This is a genomic window from Marinomonas foliarum, from assembly GCF_003337275.1.
Classification (GTDB): Bacteria; Pseudomonadota; Gammaproteobacteria; order Pseudomonadales; family Marinomonadaceae; genus Marinomonas; species Marinomonas foliarum.
Genome location: NZ_QPJQ01000023.1, coordinates 41,971 through 63,742 on the forward strand (window position 1 = coordinate 41,971; position 21,772 = coordinate 63,742).

A 21,772-nucleotide genomic window follows, 5' to 3' on the forward strand; every position below is an offset into this window, starting at 1 on the left:
TGACCCCCTCCCAGCCTACCCCTTAGCAGGGGGAGGAGCTAAGACATTTTTGTTCCTTCCCCTTATCTTCAAGGGGAAGGTTAGGATGGGGTTGGTAAGGTCTTTTGACCCGCTCCCAGCCTCCCCCTTAGCAGGGGGAGGAGCGAAGCATTTTTGTTCCTTCCCCTTATCTTCAAGGGGAAGGTTAGGATGGGGTTGATAAGGTCTTTTGACCCCCTCCCAGCCTCCCCCTTAGCAGGGGGAGGAGCGAAGCATTTTTTGTTCCTTCCCCTTATCTTCAAGGGGAGGGTTAGGGTGGGGTTATTCAAGACTACCGCTGAAATTCGTAGACGCTTCCTAAGTTCATTATCTGAGTTAATTCATCTAATGCGTTGCGGCTTTCTATTAATAGCTGCGGATCAGCAAGGTCTTTTTCATGCAGTTGGTCGCGGTAGTGTTTGTCGACCCAGTTATTTAAGCGTTCAAACAAGGCATTGTTCATTAGCGTTGATGGGTTGATGGCTTGTTGTTCGGCTTGGGTTAGGGCGATGCGAAGTCGAAGGCAAGCTGGGCCGCCGCCGTTGCTCATGCTTTGCTTGAGGTCGAAGACTTTGATCTCATTGATTGGTGATTGACCAGCAACTAGGCTGTTTAAATACGCCCAAACGGCTGGGTTACTTTCACACTCGCCTGGTACTACCAACACCATGTCATCGTCGCCACGGCTTAGTAGCTGGCTGTTAAACAGGTAGGACTGGATGCAGTCTTGTACTGACACCGCATCGCTTGGCACTTCAATGAGGTGAAATTTCGACGCTCTGTCTCCCCAAGCGGTAAGCAAATCTTGCTTCATTTTGGCAGTATCTAAGAAGGCTTCTTGGTGATAAAAGTGCGCGTTGCGATTACCTACGGCAATTACGTCATTATGGAAGACGCCTGCGTCGATGACGTCTGGGTTTTGTTGTGCGTAAACCACTTGGTCTGCGGATAATCCATGACGACGTGCCACGGCTTGGGAGGCTTCTAAGGTATGGCGAGCCGGAAATTTAGCAGGTTTAGGCGCACTGTTGTTGAAGGCTTCCATGCCGTAGACAAAGAATTCGATGCCTTGTTCGCTATAACCATGACAAAAGCGTGTGTGGTTGGCTGCGCCTTCGTCACCGAAGTGATCGACACTTGGCAAAGCGGGGTGATGAGCGAAGTGCTTATTGTCTTTGAAGGTCGCTTGTAAAATCGCGCCTGTGGTTTCGTGTTCGATGGAGCGATGGAATTTGTTTACCAAGTTGGCTGGCGTGAAGTGCACACGATTGTCGCTGGTGTCGCCACTTGGTGATACTGTCGCGGCGTTGGCTGTCCACATGCAAGACGCGGAGCTGACCGCCGCGAGCAGTTTAGGGGCTTGTTTGGCGGCTTGTTCTAATATGTCGGCATCGGTCCCCGAAAAGCCCAAACGGCGCAGTGTTGGGATATGTGGGCGTTCGTGTGGTGCGAATACGCCTTGTACGAACCCTAGATCCGCTAAGGCTTTCATTTTCACTAAGCCTTGCTTTGCTGCCGCTTTCGGGTTGGACGGGCGTGCCGAGTTATTCAATGAAGCGACGTTACCAAAAGATAGGCCGCTGTAGTTGTGGGTTGGGCCCACTAAGCCGTCAAAATTGGCTTCTGTCGCTGTGTTCATAATTGCCTCTTGTTGTATCTGAATCTAAGTTTTCTTTGTCGTTCTCTATGACGCACTAAAGCGTTATGCCATGGCCGAGTTTTTCGGGCATGGTTAAGCTGTCAGCTTCAATACTAGCAACTGGGTAAGCACAATAGTCAGCAGCGTAGTAAGCACTGGCTCTGTGATTGCCGCTAGCGCCCGTTCCACCGAATGGTGCGTTGCTGGAGGCGCCAGTGGTTTGGCGGTTCCAGTTGATAATGCCGGCACGGCTGTGTTGTAGGAACCATTCATATTCGGCGGCATCGTCAGACAAAATGCCCGCCGATAAGCCAAATTTAGTGTTGTTGGCGATGCTCATAGCTTGATCTAGCGAGTCATAGCGAATCACGGTCAGCAATGGGCCGAAGTATTCTTGGTCAGGCAATTCGTCTAGCATGTCGGTGGCATCGATAATGCCCGGGGTCACAAAGCCTGTTGTGTCGCCGCCGCGGGTCATTTCTAAGATAGGAGCAGCCCCTAGCTTAATCAGTTTTTGATAGGCTTGTAGTAATCCGTCAGCGGCTTGTGCAGACACCACTGGCCCCATAAATGGCTGATCGACCGCATCAAAACGGTCGATTTTTAACGCTTTGGTGGCCGTTACTAGGGATTGCAAAATGGCATCGCCAATCTCGCCCGTTGGTAATAATAAACGACGGGCGCAAGTGCAGCGCTGTCCTGCTGAAATAAATGCCGATTGGATGATTTCATGTACTGCCGCGCGTTGGTCTGCGACTTTTTCAGAGACCAGCAATGGGTTGTTGCCACCCATTTCTAACGCCAATATTTTACCTGGATGCCCCGCAAAGTCGTTATGCAAAATATGGCCGACTTGTGGGCTACCGGTGAAGAATAATCCGTCGATGCCTTGGTGATTTGCTAGGGCAATGCCTGTTTCACGTTCGCCTTGAATTAAGTTAAGCACACCAGCAGGTAAGCCGGCTTTTTCCCATAATTGAACGATTAGGTCAGACGTCGCTGGTGCTTGTTCGCTTGGTTTGAAAACCACGGTATTGCCGGCTATCAACGCAGGAACAATATGGCCGTTAGGTAAATGCCCAGGGAAGTTATAAGGACCAAATACGGCAACCACGCCATGTGGACGATGGCGTAATCGAGCTGTCGCGCCTGGCATAGGCGTAGTTTTTTCGCCGGTTCTTTCATGGTAAGCCTGCTGTGAAATAGCGACTTTGCCCACCATGGCAGCGGCTTCGGTACGGGTTTCCCAGATTGGTTTGCCTGTTTCGCGGCTGATTACGGTCGCTATGTCTTCGCTGTGTTCTTTCACTAAGGCTGCGAAGGCTTCAATGACGCTTAGGCGTTCTTCTAAAGGGCGGTTCGCCCAAATTGGGAAGGCTGCACGAGCGGCATCGACGGCTAAGTCGACCTGGTCTGATGTGGCTGTATTGGCTTGCCATACTAAGCTTGCGTCCGCTGGATCGATAGAGTGGAGCAGTTGGCCTTCGCCTGCTGTCCATTGACCATTGATATAGTGTGCTTGTTTCATGGTGACTCCTGTTAATTCGTGCGCATTTATCTTGAATAAGGGGATAATTCGACGATTCGAACGGGTTCTTTATTTATGATGCAAAGTGCGTCAGCTTCTTCTTGCGTTAGGGTCATGGCGCTACCAGGTGGTATGGTGCGCTGGATGAGTATGCAGCGGAAGTTTGCGACCTTGGCATTGGATACTAGGTAGTAATTACCTTCGTTTACGCCTTCTTTTGTGCCTTTTGGCTGGCCTATGTTGGCAAGGCAAAGACGACTTTCGCGTACGGCACGAATGTCTTGAACGCGAGCTTCTAAGCTTGGCCCACCATCAAAAATGTCGACATAGTTTTCATAGCGGAAGCCTTCTTGCTCTAGTAGACGACGAGCAGGTACGGTGTTTTTGTGGACTTGCCCCAAAACCTCACGGGCTTCAGTTGGAAGCAAGTTTACGTACACTGGGTTGTTTGGCATCAGTTCAGCAATAAACTGTTTATTACCTTGTGCGGTCAGTTCATCGGCTTCTTTGAAATCAATCGAGAAAAAATGACGACCAAGACTTTCCCAAAGCGGTGAAACGCCATCTTCGTTGCTGATACCGCGCATTTCAGCAAATACTTTCTCTGTAAAGCGTTCAGGGAATTGTGCCATGAACATAAAGCGTGCTTTAGAAAGCAGTTGCCCGTTTTTTGAATGGCGGTAATCTTCTTCTAAAAATAGTGTGCAAATCTCGCTGCAACCGGTGAAGTCGTTATTAAGAACCAGCGTTGGAATGACATTATGTACTTTCAGCTCACGGGACGCATGAGTGATGGTTCCTAGGTGATAGCTGTAAAAGGGTTCGTCTAACCCCACAGTGGCTAAGATACCGCAGGTACCGACGATGTCGCCTGTGCTGGTGTCTTCTAGCACCATTAAGTAATCTTCATTATGAGGTGCGGTCACGTCTTCTTTATTAAAAGAGCGAACGGCACCATCGATTTTTCTTTGTAAGGTGGCTTCGTCAGAGACTAAAGAGGTAAAACCAATTCCGGTTTTTTCCGCAAGTCGATAAAGTGACTTTAGGTCATTCTGACAAATAGGGCGTATGACCATCATGGTGGTTTTCCTCTTTTAAAGTTATTCACAGTGCGACCCATTGAATGCGGTGTCCTGATGAGATACCCAATCGTTCTTGTGTCGCTTTTTCTAAGGCGAGCCCTGCGACCTGTGGTTCCGCTGGTGCGGCAGTGACTCTAAAGTGTTCTAAATGTCCGGCAGAAATCAGGTGCATAGGGCCTTTGGCGGCATCTGTTAAACTCAGTGCTTTGTCCATTTTCTGCTGTGCAATAGTGTGTAGGCTTTCTGTTCTTGCTTCGATGCTTGGGCCAGCATCAAAAATATCGATATAACCACGGAATTCGAACCCTTCATTGAGCAATACCTCGGCGCTCTGATCTGAGTTTTCATGGATAACACCAATGGCTTCTTGCGCGGCTTCAGGCAAGGTTGGAACATAAATCGGATAGCGTGGCATTAATTCCGCAATGAAATTTTTATTACTGACACCTGAAAGATAGTCGGCTTTTTTGAAGTCCATGGTAAAAAAATGTTTTCCTAAAGCATCCCAAAAAGCGGAGTAACCCTGTTTGTCGCTTTCGCCACGCAGTTCGGCAAATAGGCGCTTGGTGAAACGTTCTGGATAACGTGCAATAAAAAGCAGACGAGCTCTGGATAGCAGTGACATTGCTAGGCTGTTTTGATGGGCTTTATCTACAACCAATGCAATCAGTCGGCTGGTGCCGCTGTAGTCATGGCAGAGAAAGAGAGCGGGTATGCGATTGTGGATTTGTAACTGTGGGGATGCGTGTACGACTTCGTCAATTCGATAGCTGTAAAATGGCGTGTCGACACCCACCATAGCGTCTATTCCGCAACAGCCAACAATTTTATCATTGCTGGTATCTACTAAAACAAACAAGTAGGATTCATCGCCCGGTTGTACCACATCTGTTTGTAATGAGCGGCGGGAAGAAGCGATTTTGTCGTTCAAGCGATCTCTATTGGCAGGGAAATTGGTAATACCTATACCAGCCTGTTGGGCAAGACGTTCCAGTGCAGGGAGATCCGCAAAATCTGCTGGGCGTACTAGATACATAGCGCATTCCTGAAAGATGAGTGATAAACGATAGTATGGGAAGTATTATCACCAAGTTATGTTCGGCGCGTAAGATGGGAACTTTCTTATTGGCGACACGTTTTTGTGGATATTGGCTATTTATGGTCGATTTTTAAAAAGTATGAAGAGGGTTAATATGAAAGAGGGTGTATATCAACATTATAAAGGCGCACTTTACTGGGTTGAGCGAGTGGCGAAACACAGTGAAACAGAAGAAGAGTTAGTTATTTACCAAGCGTTATATGGTGAATTTGGCTGGTGGGCAAGACCACTTAGTATGTTTCAAGAATATGTTGAAATTGACGGTGAAAGTATCCCGCGCTTTGATTGGCTTAGAGCCGAACGCGACGCAGGATAATACTGTCTATGAGATAGAATGGTGTGCTGGTTAAATAAATAGAGATTAAGCGGGCGGGTGCATCCAAGGTGATTCACGCATAAAGTCGATGATCTGTTCCCTTAGCCAGCGGTGGGCTAAGTCATTGTTGAAGCGTTCATGCCAGAAAATGTGAATAGGGTGTCGGCCATTAAATTCATCAAGTTCTAATACCTCATTGGGAATTGGTAATAGTTTGACTGGATAGAAATGGGCTTTTTCACACATTACATGCAAGAACAAATCACCAATGGAGCGCGAGGTTACCAGTGCCATACCGCGTTTCACTGCTTGCATGGCGACCATCAAACTGTCCGTTTCTAAGTCTGGCTGGATGACGTGGCCTCTTTGTTTGAGTTTTTGTTCTGTTTTCGAAAAAGAACTATTTCGATTGCTGCGTAAATGGTGCGTTACAACCTTATGAGACAGTAAGTCTGTTACCGATACTTCATCTTGATGAAATAGTGGGTGTGCTTCGCTCAAAATGATACAGGCCTCCATGTAGCCAATTAGCTTGCTACGGATATTGCTAGGTGTATCGCTAATTCGAATAATGCCAAGGTCAACATTTCCGGTCACAAGCTCGTCTATTTGAGAATCGCCCCATGAGGTAATTGAAAGCCTGAGCTTTGGTGCTTGGTGCTGTAGAGAAGCCAACAAAGGTTCAATGAAATTTTCTAAATCGCCTTCATCTGCACGTAGCTTGAAACGTCTATCTAAGCTTTTTAAATCCAATGAATTTGGGCTCATTAGTTCAGAAAGAGAGCTTAAAATAGGCTGTACTAGATCGTGAAGTTCTGATGCGCGAGCGGTTGGGCTTAACCCATAAGCTTGGCGAGTGAAAAGAGAATCTTTAAATAGCTCTCTAAGACGCTGTAAGCTTTTGCTTAGTGCGGGCTGCGTCACGCCGAGTCGCTCTGCAGCGCGAGAAACACTGCCTTCTTCCATGATGGTGACAAAGGCGACGAGTAGCTTAATGTCTAATTTTAAGATGTCGTCTAGATGCATGGTTTTCTCAGTATTGTTTAGATTTAAAAACAGGAGCCTTATCAAATTGATAAGGCTCCATTCTATGAATACAAGGGTTCGTTAGTATCCAGTAGTATTATTCAAAGTCTGCGTGATGACGATATTTGACGCGGAATAACATGGCGTAAAAGACAGGTACAGCAACCAATGTTAGCAAGGTCGCAAAGCCCAGACCAAAAGAAATTACCACGGCCATGCCTTCAAAGAAAGCATCGTAAAGCAAGGGTATCATACCAAGAATGGTTGTGATTGCCGCCATACAAACGGGGCGAACACGGCTTACAGCAGAATTGAAAATAGCTTCATACTTCTCTGTACCTTGTTCTAGTTCGTAGTTTATTTGATCTGCTAACACGATACCGTTTTTCACTGTCATACCGGACAAGCTCAAGAAGCCAAGCAGTGCCATAAAGCTGAATGCCGAGTTCATCACCAGTAACCCTGTTGACACCCCAATTAACGCGAGAGGCACACAGAACCAAATGGTCAGTGGTACACGAATTGAGTTAAACAGCAGTATGGTGATGATAAACATAAACAGGTAGCCCATAGGCAATGCCTTGAATATGTTTGCTTGAGCATCGGTACTGCTTTCATATTCGCCACCCCAATCCAATACATAACCTGGTGGTAAGTGAATCGCTTCGACTGCACCACGGGTACGACCAAAGATCGCCATGGCGGTTTCATCACCCAAAATCTTAGGGTCTGCCATCACGGTGATAGTACGTTTACGGTCGCGACGTTCAATGATCGGGTCTTCCCACACGGTTTCAAACCCAGATACCAATGTAGAAAGAGTCACGTAAGATCCTGACGCCGGGCTGTAAATTTGCAGATCACGAATCTGATCGATAGAAACGCGCTCATTTTCTGGCGCCGTTCTTACGATTGGTAGTAAATCTGTGCCTTCACGGTACAAGCCAATTTGTGACCCTGTGAAGTTGGTTAACAACACATCGTCCAATTCTTTCTTACTGATACCAAGTCGTCGAGCTTGAGCATCATTAAAGATGGGGCGAAGTACCTTAACAGGCTGACGCCAGTTATCTTTAATGTTTTCAAGGCCGCCATCAGCACGGTAAATATCTTGGATTTGCGCGCTTATTTGACGTAAATGTTTAGGATCTGGACCACTTACACGTGCTTCAAGTTTCGCGCCACTGGCTGGCCCTAACTGTAGACGTTGTAGCTTTACTTCCAGCTCTGGATACTCTTCCTGCATTTTGTAATACAAGTCTTTGAGTAAACCAGGAATCACTTCAGTGCTCTCAGTACGAACGATGAACTGAGCGTAACTAGAGTTAGCCTGTTCTGCATTGTAAGTCAGCATGAAGCGCAACGCGCCTTGTCCTGTTGTCGATGTCACATAGTTAATTCGATCATCTTTTAAAAGATCTGTCTCAATCTGTCTTACCGTTTTGTAAGTGCTGTCTATGTGGGTTCCTTCCGGCATTTGAATGTCCATATAGAACATTGGTGTTGTGGAAGGTGGGAAGAAAGATTGCTTCACAAATTGGAATGCCCAACCTGCAGTTAATAAGCTTCCTACCAAAAGAATGACAGTGACCCAACGGTAATGCATAGCCTTATCTAACAACCATTTATAACCAGTAAAGATGAAGCCTTTGTAAGGATCGGCTAGCTCTTCTGCAGAGCCATCTTCATTGTTGGCTTTTGTAATAGTTTCTTTAAAGAATAAATCACAAAAGAAAGGCGTTAGGGTAATGGCGGTGATCCAGCTAAGTAGCAGAGATATCAATAATACATAGAACAATGATCCAACGAATTCACCCACTGAGTCTGGAGATAAACCAATAGGAGCAAAAGCGGTAACCGCAATAACGGTTGCGCCTAAAAGAGGCCATTTAGTTTGTTTCACAACCGCACTGGCGGCTTGTATTTTGGTCATGCCTCTTTGCATACCGATGAGCACACCTTCGGTTACCACGATGGCGTTATCCACCAGCATCCCGAGGGCGATGATTAAGCCACCAAGAGAAATCCGCTGTAGATTGATATGGAAGTAATCCATCACAATGAAGGTACCAAGAATGGTAAGCAGTAGGATGATACCAATCAAAATACCAGAGCGAATCCCCATGAATACCAACAGCACTAGAATAACGATAGCAACAGCAGCAACAAGGTTAAGCAAGAAATTGGATACGGAACGTTCTACTTCTTTTGACTGGAAGTAGATAGGTTCCATGTTTAGACCAACAGGTTGTTGGTACTGTAGCTCTTCGATACGGTTTTCTAATACTTCACCAATTTTCACCACGTTGACACCTGATGAAAATGAGATACCAAGCAACAGTGATTTCGCGCCATTAAAATCAACAATATGAGTTTGTGGCTCAACGTATTCACGTTTCACTGTGGCGATGTCACGTAGACGAATTAAATTGCCATCGGTAGGCGTGCCAACAATAAGGTTTTCAAGTTCGGATATGTCTTTGAACTCCCCCGTTGGGCTAATGCGAATATATTCACTGCCGACTTTAACTCGGCCAGCATTCGACACACTGTTTTGATTTGCTAGTAGGCTTTCTAATTGACTTGGTGCGATCCCCATATTGGCCATTTTAGAACGAGAAATCTCAATGGTGACTTGCTCGTCTTGCTCAGCTGCAACGGTTACTTTTGCCACGCCATCAACCAATACTAATTCACGTTTGATGTAATCAACGTAATTTTTAAGGTCTTTGTATGGATAGCCTTCGCCATTAATTGCCAGCATCACGCCGTACACATCGCCAAAGTCGTCTAACACCATAGGTGTTGCTACGCCGCTTGGAAATTGGCCTTGAATATCACGGATCTTCTTCCGTACTTCGTCCCAAATTTGCTTAAGCTCTTTGGCACGATAGGTGTCTTTGATCGTTAACTGAACTTTGGAGTAGCCTGCTTTTGAGGTTGATGTGATTTTATCAACATAAGGCAGATTCTGTAGTTCTGTTTCAATCGGATAGGTCACTTCCTCTTCTACCTGTTCTGGTGATGCACCAGGGTATTGAGTGATGATTAACGCATCCTTGATAGTAAATTCAGGGTCTTCTAATTGCCCTAGATTAGTAAACGCAATGGCGCCACCGACCAATAAGATCAGTGTTACCATCCAGCTTGTTACTTTACGTTGAATGAAATAAGCAGCAATATCCATTATAGGCCTCGCTCACGTGTCCAAGGACGAACATGCATAGCATCAGTTAGACTGCTTACTCCTGCGGCAACCACTTGATCACCTGCTTCAAGGCCAGAAGTAATTTCAATCTGATTGCCTTTTAATGAGCCTAGCGTAACAACACGTGCGCTTACTTTCCCTGTGTCTTTATTGAAAACCCAAACGGTACTGTTGGATTTGCCTGTATCCGTATCTTCATGACGCATTACAGCTTCTACAGGAATAACAACATGCCTTGTCACGCCTAAAAGGCGGCTCAAATCAATGTCTACGTTCGCTGTCATTCCAGGTAGTAACGTGTGTTTTGATTCTTCATTACGGATCAGACGAAGAGATACATCATAAGCCATGGTTGTTTGATCAGGTGTGGTGTTGTGTTCTTTATAGGTTCCTGACAGTTTTTCATCTGGAGCCACATCAACAACGACATTAGGTTGGTAATCCGATTGCGTGGATTTGATGCTAACTACTAAGCTTTCTGGAACCTGAAACTCAACGTCCAAGTCGTTAATGTTTTGGATATGCATAATGGGTGCTGCAGCACTGATGTACTGGAAGTTCTCTGTTGCTACAGAGGCAATAACACCACGAAACGGAGCGTAAACTTTAGTGTATTGAAGTTTGTTTTTTGCTGTTTGAAGCGCGTTATTTGCTTGATCCAAGGTCGCTTTTGTCGAATCGAATTGAGACTGAGTGGTTGCGCCTTGGCGTAATAAATTTTGAATACGTTTGAATTGGGCTTCGGCAAGACTTTGATTTGCTTGCGCAAGTTCGACTTCTAGCTTGAAATCTGTTGGGTCAAGTACGGCGAGAAGCTCACCTTTTTTAACGCGTTGTCCTGCAACAACGTTTAGCTCCATTAACTGTCCACCAACACGAAAGGCGATGTCTGCCTCTTCACTGGCTTTTAATTCAGCGGGGAAGCGACGAATATTGATGGAATCTGTTGGCTCAATGGTAATGAGTTTGACAGGTCGTACAATTTCTTTTTCTACGACAGCTTCCTCTTCGCTGGATGAGCAGCCTACAAGCAGCAGTGAAGCTGCTAGCGTCATACCAATAATCGTATTTAAACGTTTTTGGGAATTCATTCATTGCTCCGTAAATATATTGGAAATAGTTAGATGAATGTATTTTATATCTCTCAGGTAGGGATATGAACATTTAAATATATATTAGAGATATTACTATTAATGAATATCTTGCTGTAATCGCCTATGTGCGCCTTATTGCGTTTTTTCGAGTTCGGCTAAAAAAGTTTCTAATATTAGGTTTGCACGTGCTCCTTTTCGAGTTATGGCCGAAAATTGCGTTATGTAGTGACACTCATTAGGCAAAATAGCGCGCATTCGACCGTCTCTAATCCAATGATCTGCAACATGGTCAGGTAAAAAGCCAATGTAACGCCCAGTTAGAATAAGAAAGGCAATACCTTCACGGTCGGTCGCTGTCGCGCTGGCTGTGAGAGGCTGATGTTGGGCTTTGATGTCTGGAGTTTGTGCATAGGCAGGTAAGACTGCATCGAATTCTTTTAATTTGTTTTTCGAAATTGAGCTGTCGTCCAAAGTGTACAAAGGGTGTGTATTGCTGCAGTAAAGCTTAGATTCTTCTTCGTACAAGTGATGATAATCCAAACCGCTGAGGATTTTTAAATCTGGTACTATACCTACATGTAAACGGCCATCTAATACGCCACGTTCTACGTCCGTTGGTGGAATCATGCGAATATTAATGGCGACCTGTGGCCCTTTATCCTTTAGTCCAGCTAACGTTTGTGTAATACGTGTATGGGGCAGGGTGACTAGATTGTCTGTAATACCAATGTTCAATTCGCCTTTTAGATGCTGATGAAGCGCATTAATATTAGTTCTAAAGTCTTCAATAGAGGATAACAATTGCAAGGTGTAATCGTATACTTGGCTGCCTTCATTGGTTAAGGAAAAGCCAGACCGGCCACGTTGGCATAGGCGAAATCCCAAGCGTGTTTCCAAATCTGATATTGCAATGCTGATGGCAGCGCGGCTGATATTTAGTTCTACTTCTGCTGCAGAAAAACCGCCACACTCTACTACGGTGCGATATATTCGTAATATGCGAAGATCGGCATCGCTAACCTGACTTTGAAATTTATTCATACCTTTGTCTCCCGATAATAGTCATGAAGCTTAGCCCATAAATTAGTCAGCGACTTTGTTAACTAAAAACTTAAGTAAGCGTTAATAGATTAGAGTTTTTATAATTTATGCCCCTTGGCATAGTAGTGTCAACAGACAACATTTTGAATTTTCGGAGCCTACATGGACATCATTGGACACTTGATCGACGGTAAACATTCACAACAAGCTGAACGTACTCAAGACGTGTTTAATCCAGCAACTGGAGTTGTAGCCAAAAAAGTGGCCATAGCGTCTCGTGAAACCGTTGAGGAAGCTATTTTTGCGGCTCAAGCTGCCTATCCAGAATGGCGAAATACACCGCCATTAAAGCGCGCTCGCATTATGTTTAATTACAAAATGTTGTTGGAAAAGCATGCGGATAAGATTTGCGAATTAATTGGCGCTGAACACGGCAAGATTTGTCATGACGCTGCTGGCGAGTTACAGCGTGGTATTGAGAACGTCGAATACGCTTGTGGTGCACCAGAATTATTAAAAGGTGAGTACAGTAAAAACGTCGGCCCAAATATCGATTCTTGGAGTGAGTTTCAGCCGCTAGGCGTGGTTGCAGGTATTACGCCATTTAACTTCCCAGCCATGGTGCCGTTGTGGATGTTTCCGATGGCGATTGTGTGTGGCAATACATTTGTTTTGAAACCGTCTGAACGCGACCCAAGTACGGCGTTATTCATTGCCGACTTGCTTCATGAAGCTGGTTTGCCAGCAGGCGTATTTAACGTAGTGAATGGCGACAAAGTCGCAGTGGATACTTTGTTGGAAGATAAGCGAGTCAAAGCCGTGAGCTTTGTGGGTTCTACACCGATTGCAGAATACATTTACAGCAAAGCCAGTGCCAACGGCAAACGTTGCCAGGCTCTAGGTGGTGCGAAAAACCACGCGATTGTGATGCCGGATGCCGACATGGATAACGTGGTGAGTCAGCTACTTGGTGCAGCCTTTGGTTCTTCTGGTGAACGTTGTATGGCGCTGTCCGTAGCAGTGGCGGTTGGTAAAGCCGCAGGCGATGCTCTGGTAAGTAAAATGGCCGACGCTATGAAGCCACTAAAAGTGGGCGAGTGTTCTGATAAGAACAATGATTTTGGTCCTGTGATTACTAAGGAGCATAAAGACAAAGTCGTCGGCTTTATTGATAGTGCAGAATCACAAGGTGCTACTGTTGTGGTAGATGGCCGTCATCCACAAGTCGCTGGTTATGAAAATGGTTTCTTTGTTGGCGCGACACTTATCGATGGTGTGACCAAAGACATGGACAGCTATCAACAAGAGATCTTCGGGCCGGTTTTACAGGTTGTTCGCGTGGACACGATGGAAGAGGCTATGACGCTGATTAACGACCATGAATATGGCAACGGTACATGTATTTTTACCCGTGATGGGGAGGCAGCGCGTTACTTCTCTGACCATATAGAGGTGGGCATGGTTGGGATTAACGTGCCTTTGCCAGTTCCTGTGGCCTACCATAGTTTTGGTGGCTGGAAGCGTTCTTTGTTTGGTGATTTACATGCTTATGGTCCAGATGCTGTACGCTTTTACACTAAACGCAAAACGATCACACAACGCTGGCCTTCGGCAGGTGTTCGTGAGGGCAAGAGCTTTTCCTTTCCTTCTTAGAATGAACTGAGAAGGGCTTTTAATGAATCCCAGGCATTTCTATCTGATGGTTATCGTACTTTAGAAATGTTTTTTAATGGTCGCTTACTACTTGGTAGCGGCCATTTTTTTTCGCTTGATAAAGCGAATCATCGACACGCTTTAAGGCATCTTCAACTGTTTCATTTGCGTCTATTTGAATCAAGCCGAAACTGCAGCTAATGGCTTTGTCCCAACCCTCCAATGAAACATTATTGGGCATGTCTTGGCAGATATTTTCAATGCGTTGCTGAATTTGAGCAAGTTCAACACTGGGGAAGATGAAAAGAAACTCTTCCCCCCCCCAACGGCTTGATATGTCTGTTGCCCGCATTGATTGAGATAAATAGTCTGATATTTTAATAAGAGCTTCATCACCTTTGTTATGACCTAGTTGATCGTTGACCTGCTTAAAGTGGTCAACATCTACTAAGCTGATACAAAATGGTGTGCCATTTTTACTTTGTTGTTTCATATAAAAGGTTAGTGCTTCAAGAGCAAAACGCCGGTTAAATAGCTTGGTTAGCTCATCTTTTTCAGCGAGTTTGACCATCAACTCATATTGGCTCATGTAAGTTAAGCGTGTGAGAGCTGCTGCCGCAATAAACGGAATGCTTGCGCAAATCAAATTCATTATAAAGAGTGTTGAAGAGTAGCTAGCGACAGCTTCTTCCTGAGATGGGTAAAGTAATACGAGTAGTGCAAAGGTTGCCATGTGGAACAATGCAATGGCAGTAGACCAGATGATATTTAGAGAAGGTGTTGTCATCATTAGCAGTGTCATAGGCCATAAATAATACTGAAAGCCTGCATCTGCGCCGAGTATACTGGTGGCGAAAAAAGCATGAACGGTTATTTCAGCGCTCATGATCAAAATAGAAATATTATGTTGCTTTAATCGGTTAAGCCGCACTGTTAGCAGCCATGCCCCTAGAGACAAAACATTTAGCCAGGCAAGTGTTGTTTGATCGAGGTAGATAAACAAGAAAATGAAAATAAAGTGAGCAATAGAACCCGCTGCCGACGTTATGTTCAAAATCTGAGTCGTTTGCTCCAGACTGTTAGATACGTGGTTTGAAGTAAAAGGGTGCTGGTGTTTTAATTGACTAGTTGTTACCACGAGAGTTGTAATCCTTAACTTGTTTATTTGGCTATTGAAACGAGTTTATATATTGTCTTCTGGCGCTTTTAGAAATATAAGTGCGCTTTGGATTGGTGATACCAACCTTTTTACATTACTGGACTGCATATGGAAAAGAAAAAACTTAATCTTGCGTTATTATCAAGATTTTCATGTCTATTTATAGCTTTATTTTTAACCGCTTGTTCAGAAATGGCGATAAATAAACAAGCAGCTGTAAGCATGACAGATGATTTGGTCATGGATGTAAAAGAAAATACGGCGTATATATCGGGTATCTTAGGTAGTGATCTTGTAGAGCAATTGAGTGATATGGTGCGTAAAAAACCGAATATCACCGATATAGTGCTGGTGGACGTTCCAGGTTCGGTTGATCAACAAGCTACCATGGAAGGCGCACGACTTATTCGTCGGCTTGGTTTGAATACGCATATTGCTTCTACAGGTTATGTGCTTTCCGGCGGTGTTGATCTGTTTCTAGGTGGCGTGAAACGTAGCATTGGAGCAGGTGCTGGAGTTGGCGTCCATGCTTGGTCAGATGGTACAAGAGTAAAAGCGGTTAACTTGAATGAAGCGGATCCGATTCATGCGACCTATGTGAACTTTTATCTAGAGATGGGTGTGCCAGAGCGCTTTTATTGGTTTTCATTGGATGCTGCCCCTGCAGACAGGGTGTATTTTTTATCACCTGAAGAAGTGTACGATTTTGAGTTGGCGACAGAATAGCGTCGTCTCATATTAACGTCTTAGGGAGGGCATTATGGAGCAAATAGAACTGTTCGTCATAGAAAGCCCTTGTCGAGGCGTTTGTGAAAACAGCAAAAAAGGCTTTTGCAAAGGTTGCTTACGCAGTCGAGAAGAGCGCTTCCATTGGTTTTCTCTGTCTAATGAAGATCGTCACCAAGTACTGGATTTGTGCAAACAGCGCCGAGCGCGTTTATTAAAAGCTCGCCAAGAGCGCTTAGAGGCCGATTCTGCTAAGGCGCTTCCATACGGTATGGAAGACGAGCCCATAGCAGATCTGTTCGAATTAACGAATGACTAACTCGTAACGTCTTACAGCAAGTGTAAGCTAGTTTTCAAATATCGCGTCTAGCGCTTCCGATAAACGATCTACGCCAATCACTTTCATGCCCTCAATCGGTTTTTTCGGGCAATTAGCTTTTGGTACCACAGCTCTAGTAAAACCATGTTTGGCGGCTTCACTAATGCGTTCTTGGCCAGATGGCACAGGTCGAATTTCTCCTGACAAACCCACTTCACCCAGTACGACCAAATCATGGGGCAAGATTTTATCGCGGAAGCTGGAGACAACTGCTGCGATAGCCGCCAGATCGGCACTGGTTTCCAATACTTTGACACCGCCTACTACGTTTAAGTAGACGTCTTGGTCGGATGTAAGCAAGCCACCGTGTTTGTGGAGTACCGCTAATAACATGGCTAGGCGATTATGATCAAAGCCGACGGTAACGCGTCTTGGGTTGCCTAGGGCGGAATCATCGACCAAGGCTTGAAGTTCGACCAGCAAGGGGCGTGTGCCTTCCCACACCACCATGACAAGACTGCCTGCCGCTGGATGATTGCTGCGGTTCAAGAATATAGAACTAGGGTTTTTTACTTCTTTTAAACCATTTTCTAGCATGGCAAAAACGCCTAGCTCATTGATGGCACCAAAGCGGTTTTTCATGCCACGAAGAGTACGAAAGCGCGAGTCTTCTGAGCCTTCCAACAGAACAGAGCAATCCACCATGTGTTCAAGTACTTTAGGACCTGCCAAAGAGCCGTCTTTGGTGACGTGACCGACCAATAAAACCGCTGTTTGGGTTTGTTTGGCGAAGCGCGTTAAAACCGCAGCGCTTTCTCGAACTTGTGACACACTGCCGGGAGCGGATTCTACGCCATCCAAATGCATGACTTGGATCGAATCGATAACCATGACTTTGGGTTTGACTTGCTGAGCGATGGTTAAAATCGCTTCCACATTGGTTTCAGACAGCATCTTTAGGTTTTGTGTCGGTAAACCAAGGCGTTGTGCTCGCATAGCGACTTGCTGAAGGGATTCCTCCCCTGTCACGTACAAAGCGCTTTGTTGCTGAGCCAGCCAACACATGGTTTGCAGTAGTAAAGTACTTTTACCTGCACCTGGATGTCCGCCAATCAGTACGACACCCCCGGGGACTAACCCGCCGCCTAATACTCGGTCGAATTCATTTGCTCCGGAGCTAAAGCGAGGTACATCTCCTAAATCAACGTCAGATAAATTCTGAATACCTGTCACGGCACCAGCGTAACCTTGATAACGTGGATCTTGGCTAGCAGAAACGCGAGCAGAGGTCTTACCAGAGGTAAGGCGAATTTCGGATAGGGAATTCCACGCGCTGCAGGCTTGGCATTGTCCTTGCCATTTTGCGTAGTCGGCTCCGCATTCATTGCATACAAAAGCGGTTTTTGCTTTGGCCATGATAGTCTCTTGTGTTCTTTATAGTGATGAATTAAAGGATTGCGATAACATCCATGTTATCGCTGGATAGTATTTTTTATTAGTGCTGTTTTTTCCAATTGACTGAATAAAGATCTGTGCGACGGTCTTTCAAGTTGTTCACTGAGCCTTCGCTGCGAGTCAGTTTCAGCTTGTCTAAATCCAGATCCGAGAACATGATCATTTCTGTGTTTGGTGTGGTTTCCGCCATTACCGCATCGTGCGGATAAGAGAAGTCTGAAGGCGAAAATACCGAGCTTTGTGCGTATTGGATGTCTAAGTTTTCCACTTGTGGAAGGTTGCCACAGCTACCGCAAATAACCACATAACATTCGTTTTCAATAGCGCGAGCTTGGGCACAACGACGTACACGCAAGTAACCGTTTTTGGTATCAGTCCAGAAAGGGACAAACAAAATATCCATGTCTTGTTCTGCCAGTAGACGACCCAGTTCTGGGAATTCTACGTCGTAACAAATCAAGATGCCCACGCGACCAGCATCGGTATTAAAGACACGCAGATCGTTACCACCTTCGATGACCCAATCTCGACGCTCATGAGGCGTGATGTGGATTTTCTTTTGTTCTTCTACGGTACCGTCACGGCGGCATAAATAACTAACGTTATAAACTACTTCGTCTTCAATCACAGGCATGGAGCCTGTAATAACGTTGATATTGTAACTGACCGCAAACTGCGACATTTCATTGATAAATCGCTCTGTGAAGCTGGCTAAGAAGCGGATGGCTTCGGTCTGGTTGCTTTGGTCTGGGCTAAGCCCAATTAGTGGCGCGTTAAAAAATTCCGGAAAGAGAACAAAGTCACTCTTGTAGTCGGATACGGCATCGATGAAGTATTCAACTTGCTTTAACAATTCGTCAACGCTTTCAACTTCGCGCATTTGCCATTGAATGGCTCCGATACGAACTTGGGTTTTTCGCGAACGAATCACGTTGGTGTCTGGCTCAAAGAAGATGTTTTTCCATTCTAATAGAGTCGCATAGCCTTGGGATTTTTCGTCTTCTGGCATATAGCGCTTTAACAAACGAGTGACTTGGAAATCGTTTGATAGTTGGAAGGTTAGAATCGGGTCGTAAATTTTACGTTCGCGCACTGCTTCTAAATATTCCGCAGCACTCATTTCATGGGCGTGCTCATGATAACTTGGAATACGACCGCCAGCTAAAATAGCGCGTAAATTATGTTGGCGACAAAGGTCTTTTCTGGCTTCGTATAGTCGGCGACCAAGACGATAGCCTCGATATTCAGGTGCAATTAACGCATCCAAACCATACATAGCATCACCACGAGCATCGTTTAGAACATTCTCTTTTTGATCGATAAGATCGTCATAAGTATGTGGGTTACTAAAGCGTTGATAGCTTACTTGAACCGATAAGGCCAAACCGACAATTTTACCGTGGTCTTCTAAACAGATTTGGCCTTCTGGAAAGTCTTTGATGAGTTTGTGGATAGTGTGCTCAGGCCATGAGCCACCAATATCGTGATAGACCTTATCCATCAATACTTTGATTTCGTTATAATCGTCGTTGGTTAGATTACGAATAGTTAAATGTAAGTCGTCGTGCTGCATGTTGGCCTCTATCAATCGATCTTATGTATCCCTCATGATAACGCGTATTTGTATAAGTAAGTAAGAGATCAGTGCGTCATAAGGGGGGATAGCAGTTGTTCAATAAGGGATATAAAAAGAAAACCCCCGCCGAGGCGAGGGTTTTGATGTTTTAAAAACTAGGTTTTAAAAAGAGTGATTAATTCTTGCTGAATTCTGGGTATGCTTCCATACCACATTCAGAAAGGTCAACACCTTCGTACTCTTCTTCTTCGCTTACACGAACACCCATGATTGCTTTGATGATTAACCAAACAACCAAGCTAGAGAAGAATACCCAAACGAAGATAGTAAGCGCACCAGCGATTTGTCCGCCGAATGTTGTGCCATCGTTCGTTAGTGGAACCGCTAGCAAGCCCCAAAGACCAACAACACCGTGAACAGAGATAGCACCCACTGGATCATCAATTTTAAGCTTGTCTAGAGTCAGGATAGACACAACAACAATCATACCACCAACTAGACCGATTAGAGTCGCACCTAGAGCAGATGGCGTATCAGGACCAGCAGTGATTGCAACCAAGCCAGCCAATGCGCCGTTTAGAAGCATAGTTAGATCGGCTTTACCGAATAGGATTCGAGCAAGGATAAGCGCACCAATTGCGCCACCCGCTGCAGCAGCGTTAGTGTTCAAGAACACCATAGCAACAGAGTTAGCACTTGCGATGTCACCTAGTTTAAGTACAGAACCGCCATTGAAGCCGAACCAACCTAACCAAAGGATGAAAGTACCTAGTGTAGCAAGAGGTAAGTTAGCACCAGGAATGGCACGTACTTCGCCGTTAGGGCCGTATTTGCCTTTACGAGCACCAAGTACTAATACACCTGCTAGTGCAGCAGAAGCACCTGCCATGTGAACGATACCAGAACCTGCAAAGTCAGTGAAACCAAGGTCACCAAGGCTAAACATACCGAATACAGAGCCGCCGCCCCAAGTCCAGTTACCTTCCATTGGGTAGATGAAACCTGTCATAACAACAGCAAATACTAGGAAAGCCCAAAGCTTCATACGTTCAGCAACTGCGCCAGATACGATAGACATGGCTGTTGCAACGAATACAACTTGGAAGAAGAAGTCAGATGCACCTGAGTAAATAGAACCGCCTTCAAAACCGCCATCACGGCCAGCAAAGTCAGTTAGAGTAGAAGCAACATCTACGTCTTGAATACCTGTAAGGAACCACTCGCCACCGTACATGATGGAGTAACCGCAAACTAGGTACATGACACAAGAAATGGCAAACAAAGCCACGTTCTTAGTAAGAATTTCAGTGGTGTTTTTAGCACGTACTAGACCTGCTTCCAACATGGCAAATCCGGCTGCCATCCACATAACCAGTGCGCCGCACACCAAGAAATAAAAGGTGTCCATCGCATATTGTAAGTGAAAAATTTGATCTTGCATGTTTCGCCCCCCTAAAGGCTAGGATAATTCGAGCAGTAATTAAACCGCTTCTACACCAGTCTCGCCGGTACGAATACGAACCGCTTGTTCAAGGTTAACGATAAAGATCTTACCGTCGCCGATTTTGCCAGTGTTTGCTGCACTCGTAATGGCTTCCACTACTTGGTCAGTCATGTCGTCTGCAATGGCAAGTTCGATTTTTACTTTCGGTAGAAAATCGACTACGTACTCAGCGCCGCGGTATAGTTCTGTGTGGCCCTTTTGACGTCCGAAACCTTTCACTTCTGTAACGGTAATACCTTGTACACCGATCTCAGAAAGTGCTTCTCGAACATCATCGAGTTTAAATGGCTTGATGATGGCAGTAATAAGCTTCATACCCACTGTCTCCTTTAAAAGTCAGTTTTATTGTCGTATCGCAGGTAGTTAGCTTTATTCAATATGCGTGCCATATATGGGAGTTCCTATGTATCAAAGGCTTTGTAAGGATTCTGTCGGTTTATTGAAATTAAAAAGAGTCATGAATGGCGTTATATAGTGCAGCATATTGGTGTGTTCTATAAATATACTGCATCAATATGGTGCGAGTGACGTTTAAAAATAGAAAAGAAAAGCCGTACAGGTCTTTATCTTATTGCTTCTGGTTAGGAAATAACCACTTGGTTAATCTTGGTGTGAATGTGTTATTTAGAGTGGTTTTTGGGCTTCAATATTGCGTCAGTTGATTTTCTGCACAAAAAAGAAGCGGTTTTAAAGTTATCTGTGCTTATAAATGGGCACGGTATTAAGATGTGCTTTGTAATATGTACTCTGAGAGCTTGTTTGTATCCCGCTTCGACTTCTATACTATTAGGCAAAGTCACGATAAATAATCACCGCAAAGATGAAAAATGAGAATGACATGATAGATCAATTTATAAAGCAACTTGGTACGGGGTTAGGCCAAGCGGCAGAAACGTTGGGTAAGCTGCCAAAAGAAGAGATTCAGGCGCAATTACATGAAGTGGCGCGAAATACGCTAAGCAAAATGGATTTGGTTACGCGTGAAGAGTTTGAGGTGCAAGCCGCGATGTTGGCAAAATACCGTGAAAAGCTTGCTGTTTTAGAAGCTCGCTTAAATGAACTAGAAAAGAACGACTAAGTTTTTGTAAAACTTGTCCTGATTTACTTCCAGCCTTGAAGCCAGTCTTCAGACGATGTCAGTGATTGCCAAGGCAATTGATATTGGTTTTTGCTGATCACGGCTTCAAGAACGCATTCGATAACGACGTTTTCTTCATCTCGAATGAGTTTAGTAACAATAAAATGCTTTTCTTTTTGCTGTGGAGAAGTGGACGTCCATTTCGACAGTAGAAGCTTGTTGGGGTTTATTTGGTTGGCCATTATTCACCT

At 45.0% G+C, this 21,772-nt stretch carries 19 protein-coding genes; 5 read left to right on the forward strand and 14 right to left on the reverse strand.

The features are described 5' to 3' along the window. Positions 1–310 precede the first annotated feature (310 nt). The 4 genes from astB to DFP77_RS12350 are packed head-to-tail and all read right to left on the reverse strand — an operon-like array spanning position 311 to position 5,303. Entirely contained in the window at positions 311–1,657 is a 1,347-nt protein-coding gene (gene astB / locus DFP77_RS12335; protein ID WP_114412587.1) for an N-succinylarginine dihydrolase, read from the reverse strand. A gap of 55 nt (positions 1,658–1,712) precedes the next feature. Further along, positions 1,713–3,185 carry a succinylglutamate-semialdehyde dehydrogenase gene (gene astD / locus DFP77_RS12340; protein ID WP_114412588.1) on the reverse strand — a complete coding sequence of 491 codons (1,473 nt, stop codon included), beginning with the start codon at positions 3,183–3,185 and terminating at the stop codon, positions 1,713–1,715. 26 nt (positions 3,186–3,211) lie between these two features. After that, the gene (astA, locus tag DFP77_RS12345; protein ID WP_114412589.1) at positions 3,212–4,264 is read right to left on the reverse strand and encodes an arginine N-succinyltransferase; all 1,053 of its coding nucleotides are present in this window, start codon (positions 4,262–4,264) and stop codon (positions 3,212–3,214) included. A 25-nt stretch (positions 4,265–4,289) separates the two neighbouring features. After that, positions 4,290–5,303 carry an arginine N-succinyltransferase gene (locus DFP77_RS12350; RefSeq protein WP_114412590.1) on the reverse strand — a complete coding sequence of 338 codons (1,014 nt, stop codon included), beginning with the start codon at positions 5,301–5,303 and terminating at the stop codon, positions 4,290–4,292. Positions 5,304–5,460: 157 nt separating this feature from the next. On the opposite strand from DFP77_RS12350, the gene DFP77_RS12355 reads away from it, so the two are divergent. Next, positions 5,461–5,682, forward strand: a complete 222-nt coding sequence (locus DFP77_RS12355) for a DUF1653 domain-containing protein (protein WP_114412591.1) — start codon at positions 5,461–5,463, stop codon at positions 5,680–5,682. Between the two features lie 45 nt (positions 5,683–5,727). Here DFP77_RS12355 and DFP77_RS12360 read toward each other — a convergent pair whose 3' ends face one another. The 4 genes from DFP77_RS12360 to DFP77_RS12375 all read right to left on the reverse strand — a co-directional run bounded on the left by DFP77_RS12360 (position 5,728) and on the right by DFP77_RS12375 (position 12,051). Next, entirely contained in the window at positions 5,728–6,708 is a 981-nt protein-coding gene (locus DFP77_RS12360; RefSeq protein ID WP_114412592.1) for a LysR family transcriptional regulator, read from the reverse strand. Between the two features lie 97 nt (positions 6,709–6,805). Beyond that, a complete protein-coding gene (locus tag DFP77_RS12365; protein WP_114412593.1) occupies positions 6,806–9,895 on the reverse strand; it encodes an efflux RND transporter permease subunit in 3,090 nt (1,029 codons plus the stop codon). After that, positions 9,895–11,007: an efflux RND transporter periplasmic adaptor subunit gene (locus tag DFP77_RS12370; protein WP_114412594.1), complete on the reverse strand. Its 1,113-nt coding sequence runs from the start codon at positions 11,005–11,007 to the stop codon at positions 9,895–9,897. The genes DFP77_RS12365 and DFP77_RS12370 overlap by 1 nt, the downstream gene beginning before the upstream one ends. A 135-nt stretch (positions 11,008–11,142) precedes the next feature. After that, entirely contained in the window at positions 11,143–12,051 is a 909-nt protein-coding gene (locus DFP77_RS12375) for a LysR family transcriptional regulator (RefSeq protein ID WP_114412595.1), read from the reverse strand. Positions 12,052–12,213: 162 nt separating this feature from the next. Between DFP77_RS12375 and DFP77_RS12380 the strand changes: the two genes are divergently transcribed. Then, positions 12,214–13,704, forward strand: coding sequence for a CoA-acylating methylmalonate-semialdehyde dehydrogenase (locus DFP77_RS12380; protein WP_114412596.1), 1,491 nt, complete (start codon positions 12,214–12,216; stop codon positions 13,702–13,704). Between the two features lie 73 nt (positions 13,705–13,777). Here DFP77_RS12380 and DFP77_RS12385 read toward each other — a convergent pair whose 3' ends face one another. Next, positions 13,778–14,842 (reverse strand): GGDEF domain-containing protein, encoded by a 1,065-nt coding sequence (locus DFP77_RS12385; RefSeq protein ID WP_114412597.1) that lies wholly within the window; start codon positions 14,840–14,842, stop codon positions 13,778–13,780. Between the two features lie 243 nt (positions 14,843–15,085). Between DFP77_RS12385 and DFP77_RS12390 the strand changes: the two genes are divergently transcribed. Beyond that, on the forward strand, positions 15,086–15,589 hold the full coding sequence (locus tag DFP77_RS12390) for a COG3904 family protein (RefSeq protein WP_258861158.1): 504 nt from the start codon (positions 15,086–15,088) through the stop codon (positions 15,587–15,589). Positions 15,590–15,623: 34 nt separating this feature from the next. Then, entirely contained in the window at positions 15,624–15,908 is a 285-nt protein-coding gene (locus DFP77_RS12395; RefSeq protein WP_114412599.1) for a DUF1289 domain-containing protein, read from the forward strand. 27 nt (positions 15,909–15,935) lie between these two features. Here DFP77_RS12395 and radA read toward each other — a convergent pair whose 3' ends face one another. From radA to glnK, 4 genes are all read right to left on the reverse strand, one after another. Beyond that, positions 15,936–17,324: a DNA repair protein RadA gene (gene radA, locus DFP77_RS12400; RefSeq protein ID WP_114412600.1), complete on the reverse strand. Its 1,389-nt coding sequence runs from the start codon at positions 17,322–17,324 to the stop codon at positions 15,936–15,938. A 79-nt stretch (positions 17,325–17,403) separates the two neighbouring features. Next, entirely contained in the window at positions 17,404–18,936 is a 1,533-nt protein-coding gene (locus DFP77_RS12405) for a carbon-nitrogen hydrolase family protein (RefSeq protein ID WP_114412601.1), read from the reverse strand. A 178-nt stretch (positions 18,937–19,114) separates the two neighbouring features. After that, the gene (locus tag DFP77_RS12410) at positions 19,115–20,380 is read right to left on the reverse strand and encodes an ammonium transporter AmtB (protein WP_114412602.1); all 1,266 of its coding nucleotides are present in this window, start codon (positions 20,378–20,380) and stop codon (positions 19,115–19,117) included. Positions 20,381–20,419: 39 nt separating this feature from the next. Beyond that, complete coding sequence (gene glnK / locus DFP77_RS12415; protein WP_110576897.1) at positions 20,420–20,758, reverse strand: P-II family nitrogen regulator; 339 nt, start codon at positions 20,756–20,758, stop codon at positions 20,420–20,422. A gap of 523 nt (positions 20,759–21,281) precedes the next feature. Here glnK and DFP77_RS12425 point away from each other — a divergent pair. Then, the gene (locus DFP77_RS12425) at positions 21,282–21,521 is read left to right on the forward strand and encodes an accessory factor UbiK family protein (RefSeq protein ID WP_110577012.1); all 240 of its coding nucleotides are present in this window, start codon (positions 21,282–21,284) and stop codon (positions 21,519–21,521) included. A 23-nt stretch (positions 21,522–21,544) separates the two neighbouring features. Here the strand turns inward: DFP77_RS12425 and DFP77_RS12430 are convergent, their stop codons facing one another. Then, the gene (locus DFP77_RS12430; RefSeq protein WP_181858551.1) at positions 21,545–21,763 is read right to left on the reverse strand and encodes a TIGR02450 family Trp-rich protein; all 219 of its coding nucleotides are present in this window, start codon (positions 21,761–21,763) and stop codon (positions 21,545–21,547) included. Positions 21,764–21,772: the final 9 nt, after the last annotated feature.

Coding starts and splice junctions, on each gene's coding strand:
- astB (WP_114412587.1), bottom strand. CDS start 1,657: ATGAACACAGCGACAGAAGCCAATTTTGACGGCTTAGTGGGCCCAACC.
- astD (WP_114412588.1), bottom strand. CDS start 3,185: ATGAAACAAGCACACTATATCAATGGTCAATGGACAGCAGGCGAAGGC.
- astA (WP_114412589.1), bottom strand. CDS start 4,264: ATGATGGTCATACGCCCTATTTGTCAGAATGACCTAAAGTCACTTTAT.
- DFP77_RS12350 (WP_114412590.1), bottom strand. CDS start 5,303: ATGTATCTAGTACGCCCAGCAGATTTTGCGGATCTCCCTGCACTGGAA.
- DFP77_RS12355 (WP_114412591.1), top strand. CDS start 5,461: ATGAAAGAGGGTGTATATCAACATTATAAAGGCGCACTTTACTGGGTT.
- DFP77_RS12360 (WP_114412592.1), bottom strand. CDS start 6,708: ATGCATCTAGACGACATCTTAAAATTAGACATTAAGCTACTCGTCGCC.
- DFP77_RS12365 (WP_114412593.1), bottom strand. CDS start 9,895: ATGGATATTGCTGCTTATTTCATTCAACGTAAAGTAACAAGCTGGATG.
- DFP77_RS12370 (WP_114412594.1), bottom strand. CDS start 11,007: ATGAATTCCCAAAAACGTTTAAATACGATTATTGGTATGACGCTAGCA.
- DFP77_RS12375 (WP_114412595.1), bottom strand. CDS start 12,051: ATGAATAAATTTCAAAGTCAGGTTAGCGATGCCGATCTTCGCATATTA.
- DFP77_RS12380 (WP_114412596.1), top strand. CDS start 12,214: ATGGACATCATTGGACACTTGATCGACGGTAAACATTCACAACAAGCT.
- DFP77_RS12390 (WP_258861158.1), top strand. CDS start 15,086: ATGACAGATGATTTGGTCATGGATGTAAAAGAAAATACGGCGTATATA.
- DFP77_RS12395 (WP_114412599.1), top strand. CDS start 15,624: ATGGAGCAAATAGAACTGTTCGTCATAGAAAGCCCTTGTCGAGGCGTT.
- radA (WP_114412600.1), bottom strand. CDS start 17,324: ATGGCCAAAGCAAAAACCGCTTTTGTATGCAATGAATGCGGAGCCGAC.
- DFP77_RS12405 (WP_114412601.1), bottom strand. CDS start 18,936: ATGCAGCACGACGACTTACATTTAACTATTCGTAATCTAACCAACGAC.
- DFP77_RS12410 (WP_114412602.1), bottom strand. CDS start 20,380: ATGCAAGATCAAATTTTTCACTTACAATATGCGATGGACACCTTTTAT.
- glnK (WP_110576897.1), bottom strand. CDS start 20,758: ATGAAGCTTATTACTGCCATCATCAAGCCATTTAAACTCGATGATGTT.
- DFP77_RS12425 (WP_110577012.1), top strand. CDS start 21,282: ATGATAGATCAATTTATAAAGCAACTTGGTACGGGGTTAGGCCAAGCG.
- DFP77_RS12430 (WP_181858551.1), bottom strand. CDS start 21,763: ATGGCCAACCAAATAAACCCCAACAAGCTTCTACTGTCGAAATGGACG.